This is a genomic window from Acidovorax sp. BL-A-41-H1 (assembly GCF_051942715.1).
In genome coordinates this window covers 448,493-463,786 of the sequence record NZ_JBPVJQ010000003.1, presented here as the reverse complement: position 1 = coordinate 463,786, position 15,294 = coordinate 448,493, and the positions used below count along the sequence as shown (strand labels likewise).

At 65.7% G+C, this 15,294-nt stretch carries 11 protein-coding genes and 1 riboswitch; of the genes, 2 read left to right on the top strand and 9 right to left on the bottom strand.

Annotated elements, in window-relative coordinates; translation table 11 throughout:
* Positions 1 to 176: 176 nt before the first annotated feature.
* From metH to urtA, 8 genes are all read right to left on the bottom strand, one after another.
* On the bottom strand, positions 177 to 2,915 hold the full coding sequence (gene metH / locus ACTPOI_RS03195; RefSeq protein WP_440106336.1) for a methionine synthase: 2,739 nt from the start codon (positions 2,913 to 2,915) through the stop codon (positions 177 to 179).
* A gap of 28 nt (positions 2,916 to 2,943) precedes the next feature.
* Positions 2,944 to 3,061: riboswitch (S-adenosyl-L-homocysteine riboswitch) on the bottom strand.
* Between the two features lie 139 nt (positions 3,062 to 3,200).
* The gene (locus ACTPOI_RS03190; protein WP_440106334.1) at positions 3,201 to 3,545 is read right to left on the bottom strand and encodes an FmdB family zinc ribbon protein; all 345 of its coding nucleotides are present in this window, start codon (positions 3,543 to 3,545) and stop codon (positions 3,201 to 3,203) included.
* Between the two features lie 33 nt (positions 3,546 to 3,578).
* Positions 3,579 to 4,805 carry a formamidase gene (gene fmdA, locus ACTPOI_RS03185; RefSeq protein WP_440106332.1) on the bottom strand — a complete coding sequence of 409 codons (1,227 nt, stop codon included), beginning with the start codon at positions 4,803 to 4,805 and terminating at the stop codon, positions 3,579 to 3,581.
* 213 nt (positions 4,806 to 5,018) lie between these two features.
* Positions 5,019 to 5,708: an urea ABC transporter ATP-binding subunit UrtE gene (urtE, locus tag ACTPOI_RS03180; protein ID WP_440106330.1), complete on the bottom strand. Its 690-nt coding sequence runs from the start codon at positions 5,706 to 5,708 to the stop codon at positions 5,019 to 5,021.
* Positions 5,709 to 5,744: 36 nt separating this feature from the next.
* Positions 5,745 to 6,488: an urea ABC transporter ATP-binding protein UrtD gene (urtD, locus tag ACTPOI_RS03175; RefSeq protein ID WP_440106328.1), complete on the bottom strand. Its 744-nt coding sequence runs from the start codon at positions 6,486 to 6,488 to the stop codon at positions 5,745 to 5,747.
* Between the two features lie 23 nt (positions 6,489 to 6,511).
* The gene (gene urtC / locus ACTPOI_RS03170) at positions 6,512 to 7,729 is read right to left on the bottom strand and encodes an urea ABC transporter permease subunit UrtC (RefSeq protein ID WP_440106326.1); all 1,218 of its coding nucleotides are present in this window, start codon (positions 7,727 to 7,729) and stop codon (positions 6,512 to 6,514) included.
* A gap of 46 nt (positions 7,730 to 7,775) precedes the next feature.
* Complete coding sequence (gene urtB, locus ACTPOI_RS03165; protein WP_440106324.1) at positions 7,776 to 8,690, bottom strand: urea ABC transporter permease subunit UrtB; 915 nt, start codon at positions 8,688 to 8,690, stop codon at positions 7,776 to 7,778.
* 159 nt (positions 8,691 to 8,849) lie between these two features.
* Positions 8,850 to 10,115 carry an urea ABC transporter substrate-binding protein gene (gene urtA, locus ACTPOI_RS03160; protein WP_440106322.1) on the bottom strand — a complete coding sequence of 422 codons (1,266 nt, stop codon included), beginning with the start codon at positions 10,113 to 10,115 and terminating at the stop codon, positions 8,850 to 8,852.
* A 203-nt stretch (positions 10,116 to 10,318) separates the two neighbouring features.
* Between urtA and ACTPOI_RS03155 the strand changes: the two genes are divergently transcribed.
* On the top strand, positions 10,319 to 13,753 hold the full coding sequence (locus ACTPOI_RS03155) for a hybrid sensor histidine kinase/response regulator (protein ID WP_440106320.1): 3,435 nt from the start codon (positions 10,319 to 10,321) through the stop codon (positions 13,751 to 13,753).
* A gap of 9 nt (positions 13,754 to 13,762) precedes the next feature.
* Positions 13,763 to 14,725: a response regulator gene (locus tag ACTPOI_RS03150; protein WP_440106318.1), complete on the top strand. Its 963-nt coding sequence runs from the start codon at positions 13,763 to 13,765 to the stop codon at positions 14,723 to 14,725.
* An 81-nt stretch (positions 14,726 to 14,806) separates the two neighbouring features.
* On the opposite strand, the gene ACTPOI_RS03145 is transcribed toward ACTPOI_RS03150, so the two are convergent.
* Positions 14,807 to 15,271: a PACE efflux transporter gene (locus tag ACTPOI_RS03145; protein ID WP_440106316.1), complete on the bottom strand. Its 465-nt coding sequence runs from the start codon at positions 15,269 to 15,271 to the stop codon at positions 14,807 to 14,809.
* Between the last annotated feature and the right edge of the window lie 23 nt (positions 15,272 to 15,294).

Sequence of the window (15,294 nt, the reverse complement as noted above, 5' to 3'; positions counted from 1 at the left end):
GGCTGAAAGCACCCCGACACAAGTGGGGTACCCACCCGGTGAGAAATTCGCTAGGAATGCAGCGTGCCAATGCAAAAGCCCCCGCATGCGGGGGCTTTCAAAGCGGCAAAGCAGTACCGAAGAATCCGTTGATTGCGCTTGTCAATCAAGCACCATTGGCTACTGGATCACAGGAATCAAAGATTCGGCGCCAGCAACCGCTCCAACACCTTCTCGTCCATCCCCCGGCGCTTGGCCATGTCGTGCAGCTGGTCCTCACCGATCTTGCCCACGTTGAAGTACACGGCATCAGGGTGGCCGATGTAGAAGCCGCTCACGCTGGCCGCGGGCGTCATGGCCAGGCTCTCGGTCAGGCCCATGCCGATGTCCTCGCACTGTAGAACGCGGAACAGGTCTGTCTTTGCGCTGTGGTCGGGGCAGGCGGGGTAGCCGGGCGCGGGGCGGATGCCGCGGTACTTCTCGGCAATCATGTCTTCGTTGCTCAAGGCCTCGCCCCCTGCGTAGCCCCACAGGTCGGTGCGCACGCGGTGGTGCAGCGCTTCGGCAAACGCTTCGGCCAGGCGGTCGGCCAGGCTCTTGAACATGATCGCCGAGTAGTCGTCCAGCGCGTCAATGAAAGCCTTTTCCTTCTTCTCCACACCCAGGCCAGCCGTCACGGCAAACATACCGGCGTAGTCGGCAATGCCGCTGCTCTTGGGTGCAATGAAGTCGGCCAGGCAGCGGCTGGGGCGCGTCACCCCGTCGATCACGTGTTTTTCGGCCTGCTGGCGCATGCCGTACCAGGTCATGGCGACCTCGGTGCGGGTGTCGTCGGTGTAGAACTCGATGTCATCGTCGTTCACGGTGTTGGCGGGCAGCAGCGCCATCACGCCGCTGGCCGTGAGCCACCGGCCTTCGATGATCTTCTTGAGCATGGCCTGGCCGTCGGCGAACACGCGCGTGGCTTCCACGCCCACGATTTCGTCGGTGAGGATGGCGGGGTACGGGCCGGCCAGGTCCCAGGTCTGGAAAAACGGCCCCCAGTCGATGTACTTCGCCAGCTCGGCCAGGTCGAAGTTCTTGAACACGCGTCGGCCCAAGGCACGAGGCGCCGTGGGCTGGTAGGCAGACCAGTCCACCGGCGTCTTGTTGGCGCGGATCTTGGCCAGGGGCCACAGGGGCGTGGCCTTCTTGTTGGCGTGTTGCGTGCGCACCTTGTCGTAGTCGGCATTCATCTCGGCCACATAGGTGTCGGCACCGTCGCCCAGCAGGCTCTGGGCCACGCTCACGCTGCGAGAGGCGTCGGGCACGTAGACCACGGGGCCTTCGTAGTGGGGCGCGATCTTGACCGCCGTGTGCACGCGGCTGGTGGTGGCACCACCGATCAGCAGCGGGATCTTTCGCATGCGGAAGTGGTCGTCCTTCTGCATCTCGCCGGCCACATACTGCATTTCTTCCAGGCTGGGGGTGATGAGGCCACTGAGGCCCACGATGTCCGCTCCCTCGACCTTGGCGCGCGCCAAAATTTCGTGGCAGGGCACCATCACGCCCATGTTCACCACCTCGAAGTTATTGCACTGCAAGACCACGGTGACGATGTTCTTGCCGATGTCGTGCACGTCACCCTTGACGGTGGCGATCACGATCTTGCCCTTGCTGCGCACGTCGCGGCCCGCGGCTTCGTCCTGGCGCTTTTCTTCTTCGATGTACGGAATCAGGTGGGCCACGGCCTGCTTCATCACGCGGGCGCTTTTCACCACCTGGGGCAAAAACATCTTGCCCGCGCCGAACAGGTCGCCCACCACGTTCATGCCGTCCATCAGGGGGCCCTCGATGACGTGCAACGGGCGGCCGCCCTTGGCCAGGATCTCGCGGTAGGCCTCTTCGGTGTCTTCGGTGATGAAGTCGGTGATGCCGTGCACCAGCGCGTGGCTCAGGCGCTCGCCCACGGTCTTGGGGTGCTCGGGCGTGCCGCGCCATTCGAGGCGCTTGCTCTCGTCCTTGGCGCCGCTCTTGGCGGTTTCGGCGATCTCGACCAGGCGCTCGCCGGCATCGGGACGGCGGTTGAGCACCACGTCTTCCACACGCTCGCGCAGCACGGGCTCCAGGTCGTCGTACACGCCCACCATGCCCGCGTTGACGATGCCCATGTCCATGCCGGCTGAAATAGCGTGGAACAGGAACACGGTGTGGATGGCCTCGCGCACCGGGTCGTTGCCGCGGAAGGAAAACGACACGTTGGACACCCCGCCCGACACCTTGGCGCCCGGCAGGTTTTGCTTGATCCAGCGCGTGGCTTCGATGAAGTCAACCGCGTAGTTGTTGTGCTCTTCGATGCCGGTGGCCACGGCAAAGATGTTGGGGTCGAAGATGATGTCTTCGGCCGGGAAGCCCACCTCGTCCACCAGGATGCGGTAGGCGCGCTCGCAGATCTCGATCTTGCGTTCGTAGGTATCGGCCTGGCCCTTTTCGTCAAACGCCATCACCACGGCGGCGGCGCCGTAGCGGCGCAGCAGCTTGGCCTGGTGCTTGAAGGGCTCCACGCCCTCTTTCATGCTGATCGAATTGACGATGCCCTTGCCCTGGATGCAGCGCAGCCCGGCCTCGATCACCTCCCACTTGGAGCTGTCGACCATGATGGGCACGCGGGCGATGTCTGGCTCGGAGGCGATGAGCTGCAGGAAACGCACCATGGCGGCCTTGCTGTCGAGCATGGCCTCGTCCATGTTGATGTCGATGATCTGCGCGCCGTTTTCCACCTGCTGGCGCGCCACGGCCAGGGCCTCTTCGTACTGGCCATTCAGGATCATGCGCGCGAACGCCTTGGACCCGGTGACATTGGTACGCTCACCGATGTTGACGAAAAGCGTGCCCTCGCCAATGGACACCGGCTCCAGGCCGGACAGCTTCATGGGGGGCAAAGAAATAGCAGACATGGGGCTCACCTGTGCGAAAACACGGAAAAACAGGTGAGCGTCGTTGCAAAAGATGGCCTGCGACAGTGCCGACTGCCCAAGCCTGACGACAACCGTCCACCGATGGGGGTGGGACCTGGCCTGCCGCTGCAACGCTCCTTGGGCGAAGCGGCGATTTTAGGCGGAAGCGGCACCCCACCACATGCCAGAGGTCAGCCACGCCTGTGTTTTGCTCTTCTGGCGCGCATGCACATGCTGTGTGGCAGCCCGGCCTGGCACGCAAGCCGCCACCTCACCCCCTACCGATCAGTGCGAAATCATCCAGGGCCGCTTGCTCGGAAACGCCTTTGCTCCATTGGGGGCCGTGACCGTCGCCTTGCGGCTGGCCGACGACGAGCAGCACCCGCAACCCGCCGGGTGCTTGAGGCGCGCGTAATCGCCCGAGCGCTGCGGCTCGTGCCGCGCACGCTCGTTGGTCGCAATGGCGCTGCGCGTGGTGGCGCTCATCAGCGCCAGGCGCGGCGCCGTGGCAAACACGCGTGGAGACGCCGCGCCGCAGTCGGGGCACGCAGCAGGCTCGTTGCGGTCGGCCAGCAGGCGAAAGGCGTCGAAGCCGCCGCACTGGGCACAAGCGTAGTCGTAGGTGGGCATGGCGGCTCCTTGCTCGGCAATGGCGTTATGCGGTCAGACCAGATCAGGCGAGAGCGGCATCGCCACTGAGCCGTCGAGGTGCTTGATCGGCCCTGCCGCGCTGGGGTTGATATCGAAGTCAAAAATCTGCGTGGGCAGCCACAGCGTGGCGCAGGCATTCGGTACATCGACCACGCCGCTGATGTGGCCCTGCACCGGGGCGGTGCCCAGGATGGAGTAAGCCTGCGCGCCGGAGTAGCCGAACTTCTTGAGGTACTCGATGGCGTTCAGGCAGGCCTGGCGGTAGGCCACGTTGACGTCCAGGTAGTACTGCTTGCCGGTCTCGTCCACGCTGATGCCTTCAAAGATCAGGTAGTCGTTGTACGTGGGGGTGATGGGGCTGGGCTTGAAGATCGGGTTCTTGATGCCGTACTTGGCCATGCCGCCCTTGATGAGGGTGACCTTCATGTGCACCCAGCCCGCCATCTCGATGGCACCGCAGAAGGTGATTTCACCGTCGCCCTGACTGAAGTGCAGGTCACCCACGCTCAGGCCCGCGCCCTCCACATACACCGGGAAGAACACCTTGGAGCCGCGCGACAGGTCCTTGATGTCGCAGTTGCCACCATGCTCGCGCGGGGGCACGGTGCGCGCACCCTCCGCGGCTGCCTTGGCCTTGGCCTCACCCGTCAGGCGGCCCATGTGGGCCGTACCGGCAGAGGGCGGATTGGCGAGGCCTGCCGTGGGCGCCGTGTCGATCAGCGCCTGTTCGCGCGCATTCCACTGCTCCAGCATCTTGCGGTCGGGCAGGCAGCCGATCAGCCCGGGGTGGATGAGCCCGGCGTACTTCACGCCCGGTACGTGGCGCGAGCTGGTGAACATGCCGTGAAAATCCCAGATCGACTTTTGCGCCTGCGGGAAGTGTTCGGTCAGAAAGCCGCCGCCGTTCTTCTTGCTGAAGAAGCCGTTGAAGCCCCACTGGCTGTCCTGCTTGGCGCCAATGTCCAGCAGGTCCACCACCAGCAGGTCACCCGGCTCGGCCCCCTTCACGCCCACGGGGCCGCTCAGGTAGTGCACCGTGGTCAGGTCGATGTCGCGCACGTCGTCGGCGCTGTCGTTGTTTTGGATGAAGCCGCCCGTCCAGTCAAACGTCTCCAGCACAAACTCGTCGCCCGGGTTGACCCAGCAGGCCATGGGGATGTCGGGGTGCCAGCGGTTGTGGATGTTCTCGTTCTCGGTGGGCGACTTGCTCAGATCGACCTTGATCAGGGTTTCAGCCATGGCGTGCTCCTTGGAAGGGGTGGGTGGAAAAATGAAAACGCGAGATAAAAGCTCCAGGGCCTGCAAGGCAGGCTGCCTGTAAAACGGTCACGGCCAACGCCAGTGCCCCCGCGCAAGGGCCGCCCCGCCGCGCTGGGGGCGTCCCCCTCCCGCAGCGCGCTGCGATGCGAGAGAGGGGGAAGGCGCCGAAGGCGACTCAGGGGGTGTTTCATGTCACACCGAGAGGTACGCCTTGATGCGCTGCTGGTCGGTGTCCGCGCGGGCGGTTTCGTGCACCAGGCGGCCGCCCTCGATGACGAACAGCCGGTCGGCCACATCCATGGCAAACGACAGCACCTGCTCGCTCACCACGATGGTGATCTTGCGCATCTTGCGGATCTCGTTGAGCGCCTTGGCGATGTCCTTGATGATGGAAGGCTGGATGCCTTCAGTGGGCTCATCGAGCAGCAGCACCTTGGGGTCGGTGACCAGCGCGCGGGCAATGGCCAGCTGCTGCTGCTGCCCGCCTGAGAGGTTGCCGCCCTTGCGCCGGCGCATGTCCCACAGCACGGGGAACAGCGCGTAAATCTCATCCGGAATCTGCCGTGTCTTCGAGTTTTCCAGGCCTGTCTCGATGTTTTCCTCGACCGTGAGCGTCGGGAAGATCATGCGGCCCTGCGGCACGTAGGCGATGCCCTTGGCCACACGGCGAAAGCCCTCGTCTTTCGTCACGTCCTGCCCGGCCACGGTGATCTGGCCGCTCTTGGCGGGCATCACGCCCATCAGGCTTTTGAACAGCGTGGTCTTGCCCATGCCATTGCGGCCCATGATGGCCACGGTTTCGTTGGCCCGGCCTTGGAATGAGATGCCGTGCAGCGCCTCGCTCTGACCGTAGGCGACAAACAGATCTTTGACTTCCAGCATGCGGTGCTCCTGTGGGGGTTCGATGGGGTATGGAAGTCAATGGCCCAGGTACACGTCGATGACCTTGGGGTCGGCCTGCACCTTGTCCATGGGGCCTTCGGCGAGGATCTTTCCCTGGTGCATGACGGTGACCTTGTGGGCGATCCGCTTGACGAATTCCATGTCGTGCTCGATCACGATCACCGCGCGGTTCTTGCAGATGCGCTGCAGCAGCTCGGCCGTCAGCTCTCGTTCGCGGGCGCTCATGCCGGCAATGGGCTCGTCCAGCATCAGCAGCTCGGGCTCCTGCATCAGCAGCATGCCGATCTCCAGCCACTGCTTTTGCCCATGGCTGAGCAGGCCTGCTTCGGTGTCGAGCTTGTCACCCAGGCCGATGTCCTCGGCCACCACCTGCACGCGGGCCTTGACCTCGTTGGTGCACCTGAAGGCCAGCGCCCCCAGCACCGAACGGCCCGCGGGGTACGACACCTCCAGGTTCTGAAAAACCGACAGGTTCTCGTAGATGGACGGTGTCTGGAACTTGCGGCCAATGCCCAGCCGCACGCGCTGGTGCTCGGCCATGCGGGTGAGTTCCTCGTTCTTGAACTTGATGCTGCCGCCGGTGGCGCGCGTCTTTCCGCAGATCAGGTCGAGCAGCGTGGTCTTGCCCGCACCATTGGGGCCGATGATCACGCGCAGCTCGTTCTTGTCGATGTACAGCGTCAGGTTGTCGATGGCCTTGAAGCCGTCAAACGACACCGTGAGGTCTTCCACGGCGAGGGCGAAGTCGGTATTGCTCATGGGTGTTCCCGGGTCATTGCGCGTCAGGCGCCCTGGCGGCTCACGCCGTCGCGCAGGGCAGCGGTTGCGGGCGGTGCGCTGACAGGTGCTGCAGAGGTGGCAGCTGCGGCAGGCGTTACGTCGACCGCTGGCCGAGGCTGCACCGAGGCCTGGCGCAGCGCCTCGCGGCGGCCCTTCCACCAGGGCACGACATGGCTCTCCCAAAGGCCCGCCAGCCCCATGGGAAAGGCCATGGTCACGCCGATGAAGAGGCCCGCCATCAGGAACAGCCAGGCCTCGGGGAAGCTCTCCGAGAAAAACGTCTTGCCCGCATTCACCAGCAGCGTGCCGTACACCGCGCCCACCAGGCTCATGCGCCCGCCCACGGCGGCGTAGATCACCATCTCGATGGAGGGCACGATGCCCACGAAGCTGGGCGACATGAAGCCCACCTGCAGCGAGAACAGCGCCCCGCCAATGCCCGACAGCGCAGCCGCCAGGCAGAAGGTGAAGATCTTGAAATCGGCCACGTCGTAGCCCGAAAACCGCACGCGGTCTTCCTTGTCGCGCATGGCCAGCAGCAGCGTGCCCACCTTGCCCGTCTGGATCCAGCGGCACAGCAGGATGGAGCCGATGAGCAGCGCCACGCACACGTAGTACAGGATGTACTTGGCGCTGTCGGTGCGGGTGTCCCAGCCCCACAGGGTCTTCAGGTCGGTCATTCCGTTGACGCCGCCGGTGTAGCCCTGCTGGCCGATGATGAGCACCGTGAGGATGAGCGCCACCGCCTGCGTGATGATCGCAAAGTACACGCCGCCCACGCGGCGCTTGAACATGGCGTAGCTGATGATCCAGGCCAGCAGCGTGGGCACCACGATGACGGCAGCCAGCGAGAACGGCAGGCTCTTGAACGGCACCCACAGGCTGGGCAGCTCGGTGATCTGGTTCCAGTCCATGAAGTCGGGGATGCCCGGGGTGGACTGGATCTTGGTGCTTTCGGGGTCCGACGCTTCGAGCTTGAGGAACATCGCCATGGCGTAGCCGCCCAGGCCGAAGAACACGCCCTGCCCCAGGCTGAGCACGCCGCCGTAGCCCCACACCATCACCAGCCCGATGGCCACGAAGGCATAGGTGAGGTACTTCCCCACCAGATTCAGGCGAAAGATGTCGAGCGCCAGTGGCAGCACCACCGCCAGCAGCACGGTGAGCAGCACCAGGCTGGCAAGCTGGTAGCGCAGGATCCAGGCTTTGAGGGCGTTCATGCAGAGACTCCGTTGAGCGCGTTGGAAATGGTCGGGTGTGCGGATGTCATCGGCGGACCTTTGATGCAAAGAGTCCTTGTGGACGCACCATCAGGATCAGTACGATCAGCGACAGCGTGATCACCTTGGCCATGGACCCCGCCAGGAAAAACTCGGTGATCGACTGCGTCTGCGCAATGCCGAAGGCCGAGACCACAGTGCCCAGCAGGCTGGCGGCACCGCCGAAGGTGACCACCAGGAAGGCGTCGACGATGTACAGCGAGCCGCTGGTGGGCCCGGTGGAGCCGATGGTGGTGAACGCAGCGCCCGCCACACCCGCAATGCCGCAGCCGATGGCGAAGGTGAGCCGGTCGGTCTTCTTCGTGTCGATGCCGATGGCGTTAGCCATGACGCGGTTGCTGACCGTGGCCCGCACGCGCAGCCCCCAGCGGCTCTTGTGCAGCGCCAGCAGCACGCCGCAGGTGACCACCGCCGTGAGCCCCAGCACGAACATGCCGTTGATGGGGATGTCCAGCCCCTCTGCGGGTGCCCACGAGCCCATCAGCCAGTCGGGCAGCGTGGGGCTGACTTCCTTGGGGCCGATGAAGGTGCGAAACGACTGCTGCAGCGCCAGGCTGATGCCCCAGGTGGCCAGCAGCGTGTCGAGCGGGCGCTTGTACAGGTGGCGGATCAGGCCCCACTCCACCAGCCAGCCCGCGGCAAAGGCAATGCCGAAGGCCGCGACGATGGCCAGCGGAAAGTAGTACGGCAGCATCTGCGGGGCCAAGTCGGCCGCCAACGTGGAGCCCAGGTAGATGGTGTAGGCGCCAATGGTCATGAACTCGCCATGCGCCATGTTGATCACGCCCATCTGCCCGAAGATGATGGCCAACCCCAGGCCCATGAGCAGCAGCACTGCAAACAGGCTCAGGCCCGCAAAGCCCTGCATCAGGCCGATGTTCATCATTTCGGAAAAGGTCATGGGCAGCTCCTGAGTGGTGCGGCGATGGAAGATGGACGGCGGCGCCATGGGGCGTGCCTTTGCGAGGGACACCGAGGAAGGGCCGCCCCGCACCGAGGGTGTCGTCCCCCTCCCGCGCAGCGAGAGATGGGGAAGCGGCGCAAGCCGCTCAGGGGGTGCTTACTGATATCCCTTGGGAAACGGATCCGGCTTGATCAGCTGCGGCGACTCCGACACCACCTTGAACGTGGCGTCCGGCATGCCCACGGCAATGCGCGACTTGCTCCACAGGTGGTGGTTGGCGTCCACCTTGACGTAGCCTTCGGGCGCCGTAGTCAGCTCGATGCCGGGCGATGCGGCCACCACCTTGTCCACGTCAAAGCTCTTGGCTTTTTCCACCGCGGCCTTCCACAGCCAGGGGCCCAGGTAGGCCGCCTGCGTCACGTCGCCAATCACGGCATCCTTGCCGTACTTGGCCTTGAAGGCGGCCACAAACTTCTTGTTGTTCTCGTTGTCGAGCGACTGGAAGTACTTCATCGACGAGTAGAAGCCCGCAAAGTTTTCGCCGCCCACGCCGGTCATCTCGTCCTCGGTCACCGACAGCGTGACCAGCAGCTGCTTGTCGCCCGTGATGCCCGCGGCCTTGAGCGCCTTGTAGAACGCCACGTTGGAGCCGCCCACCACCGCCACAAACAGGCAGTCGGGCTTTTGCACCTTGATCTTGTTCATCAGCGAGCCGAAGTTGGTGCTGCCCAGCGGGTAGTACTCCTCGCCCACGACCTTGCCCTTCTGGAAGTTCTCGATGTGCTTGCGGGCGATCTTCATCGAGGTGCGGGGCCAGATGTAGTCCGAGCCGATGAGGAAGAAGCTCTTGGCCTTCTTCTCGGTCTTGGCCCATTCCAGGCTGTACAGGATCTGCTGCGTGGCTTCCTGGCCGGTGTAGATCACGTTCTTGGACTGCTCCAGACCTTCATAGAACGTGGGGTAGTACAGCAGGCCGTTTTCCTTCTCGAAGATGGGCAAAACGGCTTTGCGCGAGGCGCTGGTCCAGCAGCCGAACACGGCGGCGCAGCGGTCGTTGATGAGCAGCTTCTTGGACTTCTCGGCAAACGTGGGCCAGTCGGACGCGCCGTCTTCCTTGATGACCTTGATCTTGCGGCCCAGGATGCCGCCCATGGCGTTGATCTGGTCGATGGCCAGCTGCTCGGCCTGGATGGAGCCCGTCTCCGAGATCGCCATGGTGCCGGTGGCCGAGTGCAACTGCCCCACGGTGACTTCGGTGTCGGTCACGGCCAGCTTGGTGGTGTTGACCTGCGCGGTGGGCTGGCCGAACGACCAGGTGGGCAGGCCCGCCACCGAGGCAGCGCCCAGCGCCTGCAGCAGGCGGCGGCGGCCGGGTTCGGCGTGGACAGGACCGCCGTGGCGGGGATCGGTGGGGTGGCTCATGGTGACGCTCCTTGCGGGATCGGGGTGAATGAAGGGACAGGGGCCAAGCGCTGTGGTGCGCTGTGGGATGAAGGTTAGGGACAACCCGCACAGCCGCCCATACGTCAATTAACGTAGGCCTGCGTACGCGCTGCGGGGCTACGCTGCACACGCGCCGCAAGGCAGCCCACCGCCCCAAGAACGCTTCTTGCTTGAAGCCCCCCATGGCCCCACCGCAACCCGCCCCCGCACCGAGCGCGACGCAGACCATCTTCCGGTTCCGCCGCGAATACAACGCGTGGGTGGCCGACGAGACGATGGAGGACTACGCGCTGCGCTACACGCCCAAGGCCTTCCGGCGCTGGAGCGAATTCCGCGTGGCGAACACGGCGTTTGGCTCGCTGTCGTTCCTGGCGCTGGAGGCCATCGGCGGCGCCATTGCGCTGAACTACGGGTTCAGCAACGCGATGTGGGCCATCCTCACGGTGGGGCTGGTGATCTTTCTGACCGGTCTGCCCATTGCCTACTACGCAGCGCGCTACGGGCTCGACATGGATCTGCTCACGCGCGGCGCGGGCTTTGGCTACCTGGGCTCCACCATCACGTCGCTGATCTACGCGGTGTTCACCTTCATCTTCTTTGCGCTCGAGGCGGCCATCATGGCGCTGGCCCTGCAAATGGTGGTGGACTGGCCGCTGGAGTGGTGCTACATCGTTTCGTCGCTGGTCATCCTGCCCATGGCCATGCGCGGCATCACCCTGATCTCGCGCCTGCAGAGCTGGACACAGCCGCTGTGGCTGTTCCTGCTGGTGCTGCCCTTTGTCTGGATTGCACTGGCCCAGCCGCAGCTGTACCGCGACTTTGCCGGGCTGTCGGGCCTGCGCTCGGGCAGCAGCCAGTTCGACGCGCTCATGTTTGGTGCAGCAGCGGCGGTGATCTTCTCGCTGGTGGTGCAGATCGGCGAGCAGGTGGACTTTTTGCGCTTTCTGCCCGAGCGCACGGCCGCCAACCGCGTGCGCTGGTGGGGTGCGGTGCTGGTGGCCGGCCCCGGCTGGATCGTGATGGGCATGCTCAAGATGGCGGGCGGCGCCTTTCTGGCGTTTGCAGCGCTGCAGTTCGAGGTGGGCGTGCACCGCGCGGCCGAGCCCACGCAGATGTTTCTGGCCGGGTTTCAGCAGGTCATGCAGGCGCTGGGGCTGCCCGGGCTGGCGGTGGCGGTCACGGTGGTGTTCGTGGTGGTCTCGCAGATCAAGATCAACATCACCAATGCGTATGCGGGCTCGCTGGCGTGGTCCAACGTGTTTGCGCGCATCACGCGCAGCCACCCGGGCCGCGTGGTCTGGCTGGTGTTCAACGTGCTGATTGCCACGCTGCTGATGACGCTGGGCGTGTTTGGCGCACTGGAGAAAGTGCTGGCCGTCTACAGCAACGTGGCCATTGCCTGGGTGGGCGCGCTGGTGGCCGACCTCGTCATCAACAAGCCGCTGGGCTTGTCGCCCAAGGGCATCGAGTTCCGCCGGGCGCACCTGTACGACTTCAACCCCGTAGGCCTGGGCGCCATGCTGCTGGCAGCGCTGGTGGCCTGCTGTGCGTATGCGGGCCTGCTGGGCGAGGTGGCGGCAGCGTTCTCGGCCTTCATCGCGCTGGGGCTGTCGATGGTGCTGGCGCCCCTGCTGGCATGGCTGACCCGGGGGCGCTACTACCTGGCGCGCACGCCCGACACCACCTGGAAGCCCGGCGAGATGGTGCGCTGCGCGGTGTGCGAGAACCAGTTCGAGTCGGAAGACATGGCGGGCTGCCCGGCGTATGCCGCGCCGATCTGCTCGCTGTGCTGCTCGCTGGAGTCGCGCTGCCATGACCGCTGCAAGACCGGCTCGCGTGCGGCCGACCAGCTGCGCAGCGTGGTCATGGCGGTGCTGCCACCGCGCTGGGCGGCAAGGTTCAACTTTCGCTGGGGGCAATACCTGGTGGTGATGCTGTCGCTGTGCGCGGTGATGGCGTTCCTGGTCGCCGTGGTGTACGTGCAGGAATCGCGGCAGGTGCAGGCGCAGCTGCTGCAGATGCCGTTTTTGAAGGTGTTTGCGCTGCTCACCCTGCTGGCTGCAGTGTGCGCCTGGTGGGTGGTGCTGAGCACCGACAGCCGCCGCATGGCGCAGGACGAATCCGAGCGGCAGACGCAGCTGCTGCTGCAGGAGATCGCTGCCCACAAGCGCACCGACGCGGAGCTGCAGGCCGCCAAGGACCAGGCCGAATCGGCCAGCCAGGCCAAGACGCGCTACGTGGCGGGCATGACGCACGAGCTGCGCTCGCCGCTCAACAGCATCCTGGGCTACACGCAGATCCTGCTCAAGAACCCGCAGACCGAAGGCTGGCTGCGCGAGACGCTCTCGACCATGCAGCACAGCGGCCTGCACATGCACGCGCTCATCGACGGTTCGCTGGAGCTGGCCCGCATCGAGGCGGGGCGCCTGCGGCTGGACCTGGCCCCGCTGCCGCTGCCCGACCTGATCGAGAACATCGAGGCCATGCTGCGCCCGCAGGCCCAGGCCAAGGGCCTGCGCTTTGCGGTGGAGACGCTGGGCACCATGCCTGGCTGGATCCGCGCCGATGCCAAGCGGCTGCGGCAGATCCTGATCAACCTGCTGTCCAATGCCGTGCGCTTTACCGATCGCGGCGAGGTGCGGCTGCGCATGGATTTCCGGCAGCATGTCTCGCGCATCGAAGTCATCGACACCGGCATCGGCATCGAGCCGCAGGACCTGGAACGCATCTTCGTGCCGTTCGAGCGCGGCAGCGCGGGGCGCCGCGCCAGCGAGGCAGGCACAGGCCTGGGCCTGACCATCACGCACCTGCTGACCGAGCTGATGGGCGGCCAGCTCACGCTGACAAGCACGCCCGGGCAAGGCAGCACCTTCACCGTGCGGCTGTACCTGCCGGGCATTGCCGCCGACCCGAACTGGACCACCCCCAGCCGGGCTGCGCTGCGCTCGGTGATTGGCTACCTGGCGCCACGCCGCACGCTGCTGGTGGTGGACGACCAGCCCCTGCAGCGCCAGCTGCTGGCCGGGCTGCTGGTGCCGCTGGGCTTTGATGTGCGCGAGGCGGCCAGCGGCCGCGAGTGCCTGGAGATCGTGCGCCAGACACCACCCGACCTGGTGCTGCTCGACATCAGCATGGACGACCTCGATGGCTGGCAGACCGCCGCGCTGCTGCGCGAACTGCGGCCCGCATCCGAGCTGCCCATCGTGTTCGTGTCGGCCAACCTGTTCGAGCACGAGGCGGCACGCCTGGCAGCCCAGCAATGCCAGGGATTTGTGGGCAAGCCGGTGATCGAATCAGAACTGCTGCTGGCGCTGGAACAGGCGCTGCAGCTGGAATGGGTGCGGGACAACACGCCCCTGGCGGCTGCCGCTGCCGCGGGGGCCGCCCCGCCCGACCCGCATGACAGCGTGGCCACCCTGCCCGACGACCTGCGCGAAGACCTGACCCGGCTGGCGCGCTCGGGCCAGGCCGCTGCCTTGCGCGAGCGGCTGCGCAGCGCACGCGCCGAGCTGCCCCGTCACGCTACCAGCCTGGCGCTGCTGCAGGGCTGCGCCGACCGTTTCGACTTTGACGCCCTGGCCGCGCAGCTGCGCGGATCACACGCGGCGGACGCCTGAAGGAGCCTTATGCCCGCCCCCTTCCATGCCACCCCGAATAGCGCCCTGGCGGGGGCGCTGCCGACCCCCCTGCCACCCCAGCCGCCTCAGCCACAGCAACGCGTGATCCTGGTGGTGGACGACGCGCTGGACACCCTGCGCATGCTGTGCGACGCGCTCGCCGCAGAGGGCTACGCCGTGCTGGCCGCGCGCGACGCCGACGAGGCCCTGCAGCGCTTTGACATCACCGTGCCCGACGGCGTGCTTCTCGATGCCGTGATGCCGGGCATGGACGGCTTTGCGCTGTGCCGCCAGCTCAAGGCCACGCCGCCGTGGTCGCACGTGCCTGTGGTGTTCATGACCGGGCTGTCCGACACCGAGCAGATCCTGCAGGGCTTTGCCAGCGGCGGGGTGGACTATGTCGTCAAGCCGCTGCGCATCCCGGAAGTGCTGGCGCGGCTGGCCACGCATGTGCGCAACGCGCAGGCCACGCGGCTGGCCCGCGAGGCGGTAGATGTGGCCGGGCTGGGCGTGGTGGTGCTGGACGGCCAGGGCCGCGTGGCCTGGCGATCACCCCAGGCGCTGCGCTGGCTGGAGGCCGCTTTTGCCGCCGAGCCCGCGCCGCAGGACGCGGCGGCCGCGTGGCTCAACCGCGCTCAAAGTACCGGCGGCCAGACGCTGGCCCTGCCCGACGGCCGCCAGCTGCTGGCCCGCCACCTGGGCGCCAGCGGCCTGGCCGAATCGATGCTGCTGCTGAGCCAGGCCGCCGCCGAGGCCGCCGCGCCGCGCCACCTGCAGCAGGTGGCACTGACGCCCCGCGAAACCGAGGTGCTGTCGTGGATCAGCAAGGGCAAGACCAACCGCGACATCGCCGACATCCTGGGCATGAGCCCGCGCACGGTGAACAAGCACCTGGAGCACATTTTTGAAAAGCTGGGGGTGGAAACACGCACGGCAGCCGCCGCCATCGCCGGACAGCTGCTGCAGGCATGATTTCAGGCGAAATCGGCTCGGAGTCCAGTTTTTAATTGCCTGTGTTGCTATTATTTCAATAGCTAATGCAGTGGACGGCGATCAGCCGCCCTGCGCCGAGGCCGGCAAGCCGAACACCCGGTCGAACCCCCAGTTGAAGACAAACGTGTAGCAAAGGAAGAACACGATCAGCGCCAGGTCCATCACAAAGGCCTGCCACAGGCTCACGTCGAACCACCAGGCAAACAGCGGCACCAGCGTGAACACCAGCCCCCCCTCAAACCCGATGGCGTGAGCGATGCGGCGGCGCACGCTGCGGCCCCGCACCACCTGGCGGGCCTCCCAGCGCTCGAAAGCCCAGTTGAACAGCAGGTTCCACACCACGGCGATGGCCGATGCCGCCACCGCCACCACGCCGGAATGCCCGGCACCCTGCCCCGTGAGCGCTGCCAGCCCCAGTGTGGCGGCGGCGATGGCAATGAGTTCGTACAGGGTGACGTAGATCACGCGGCGCCAGGGGCCCTGCAGGCTCAGAAACAAGGGTTCGGCAAAAGAAGTGGCAGACATGCGGCCGACTTTATGTGCGTGCA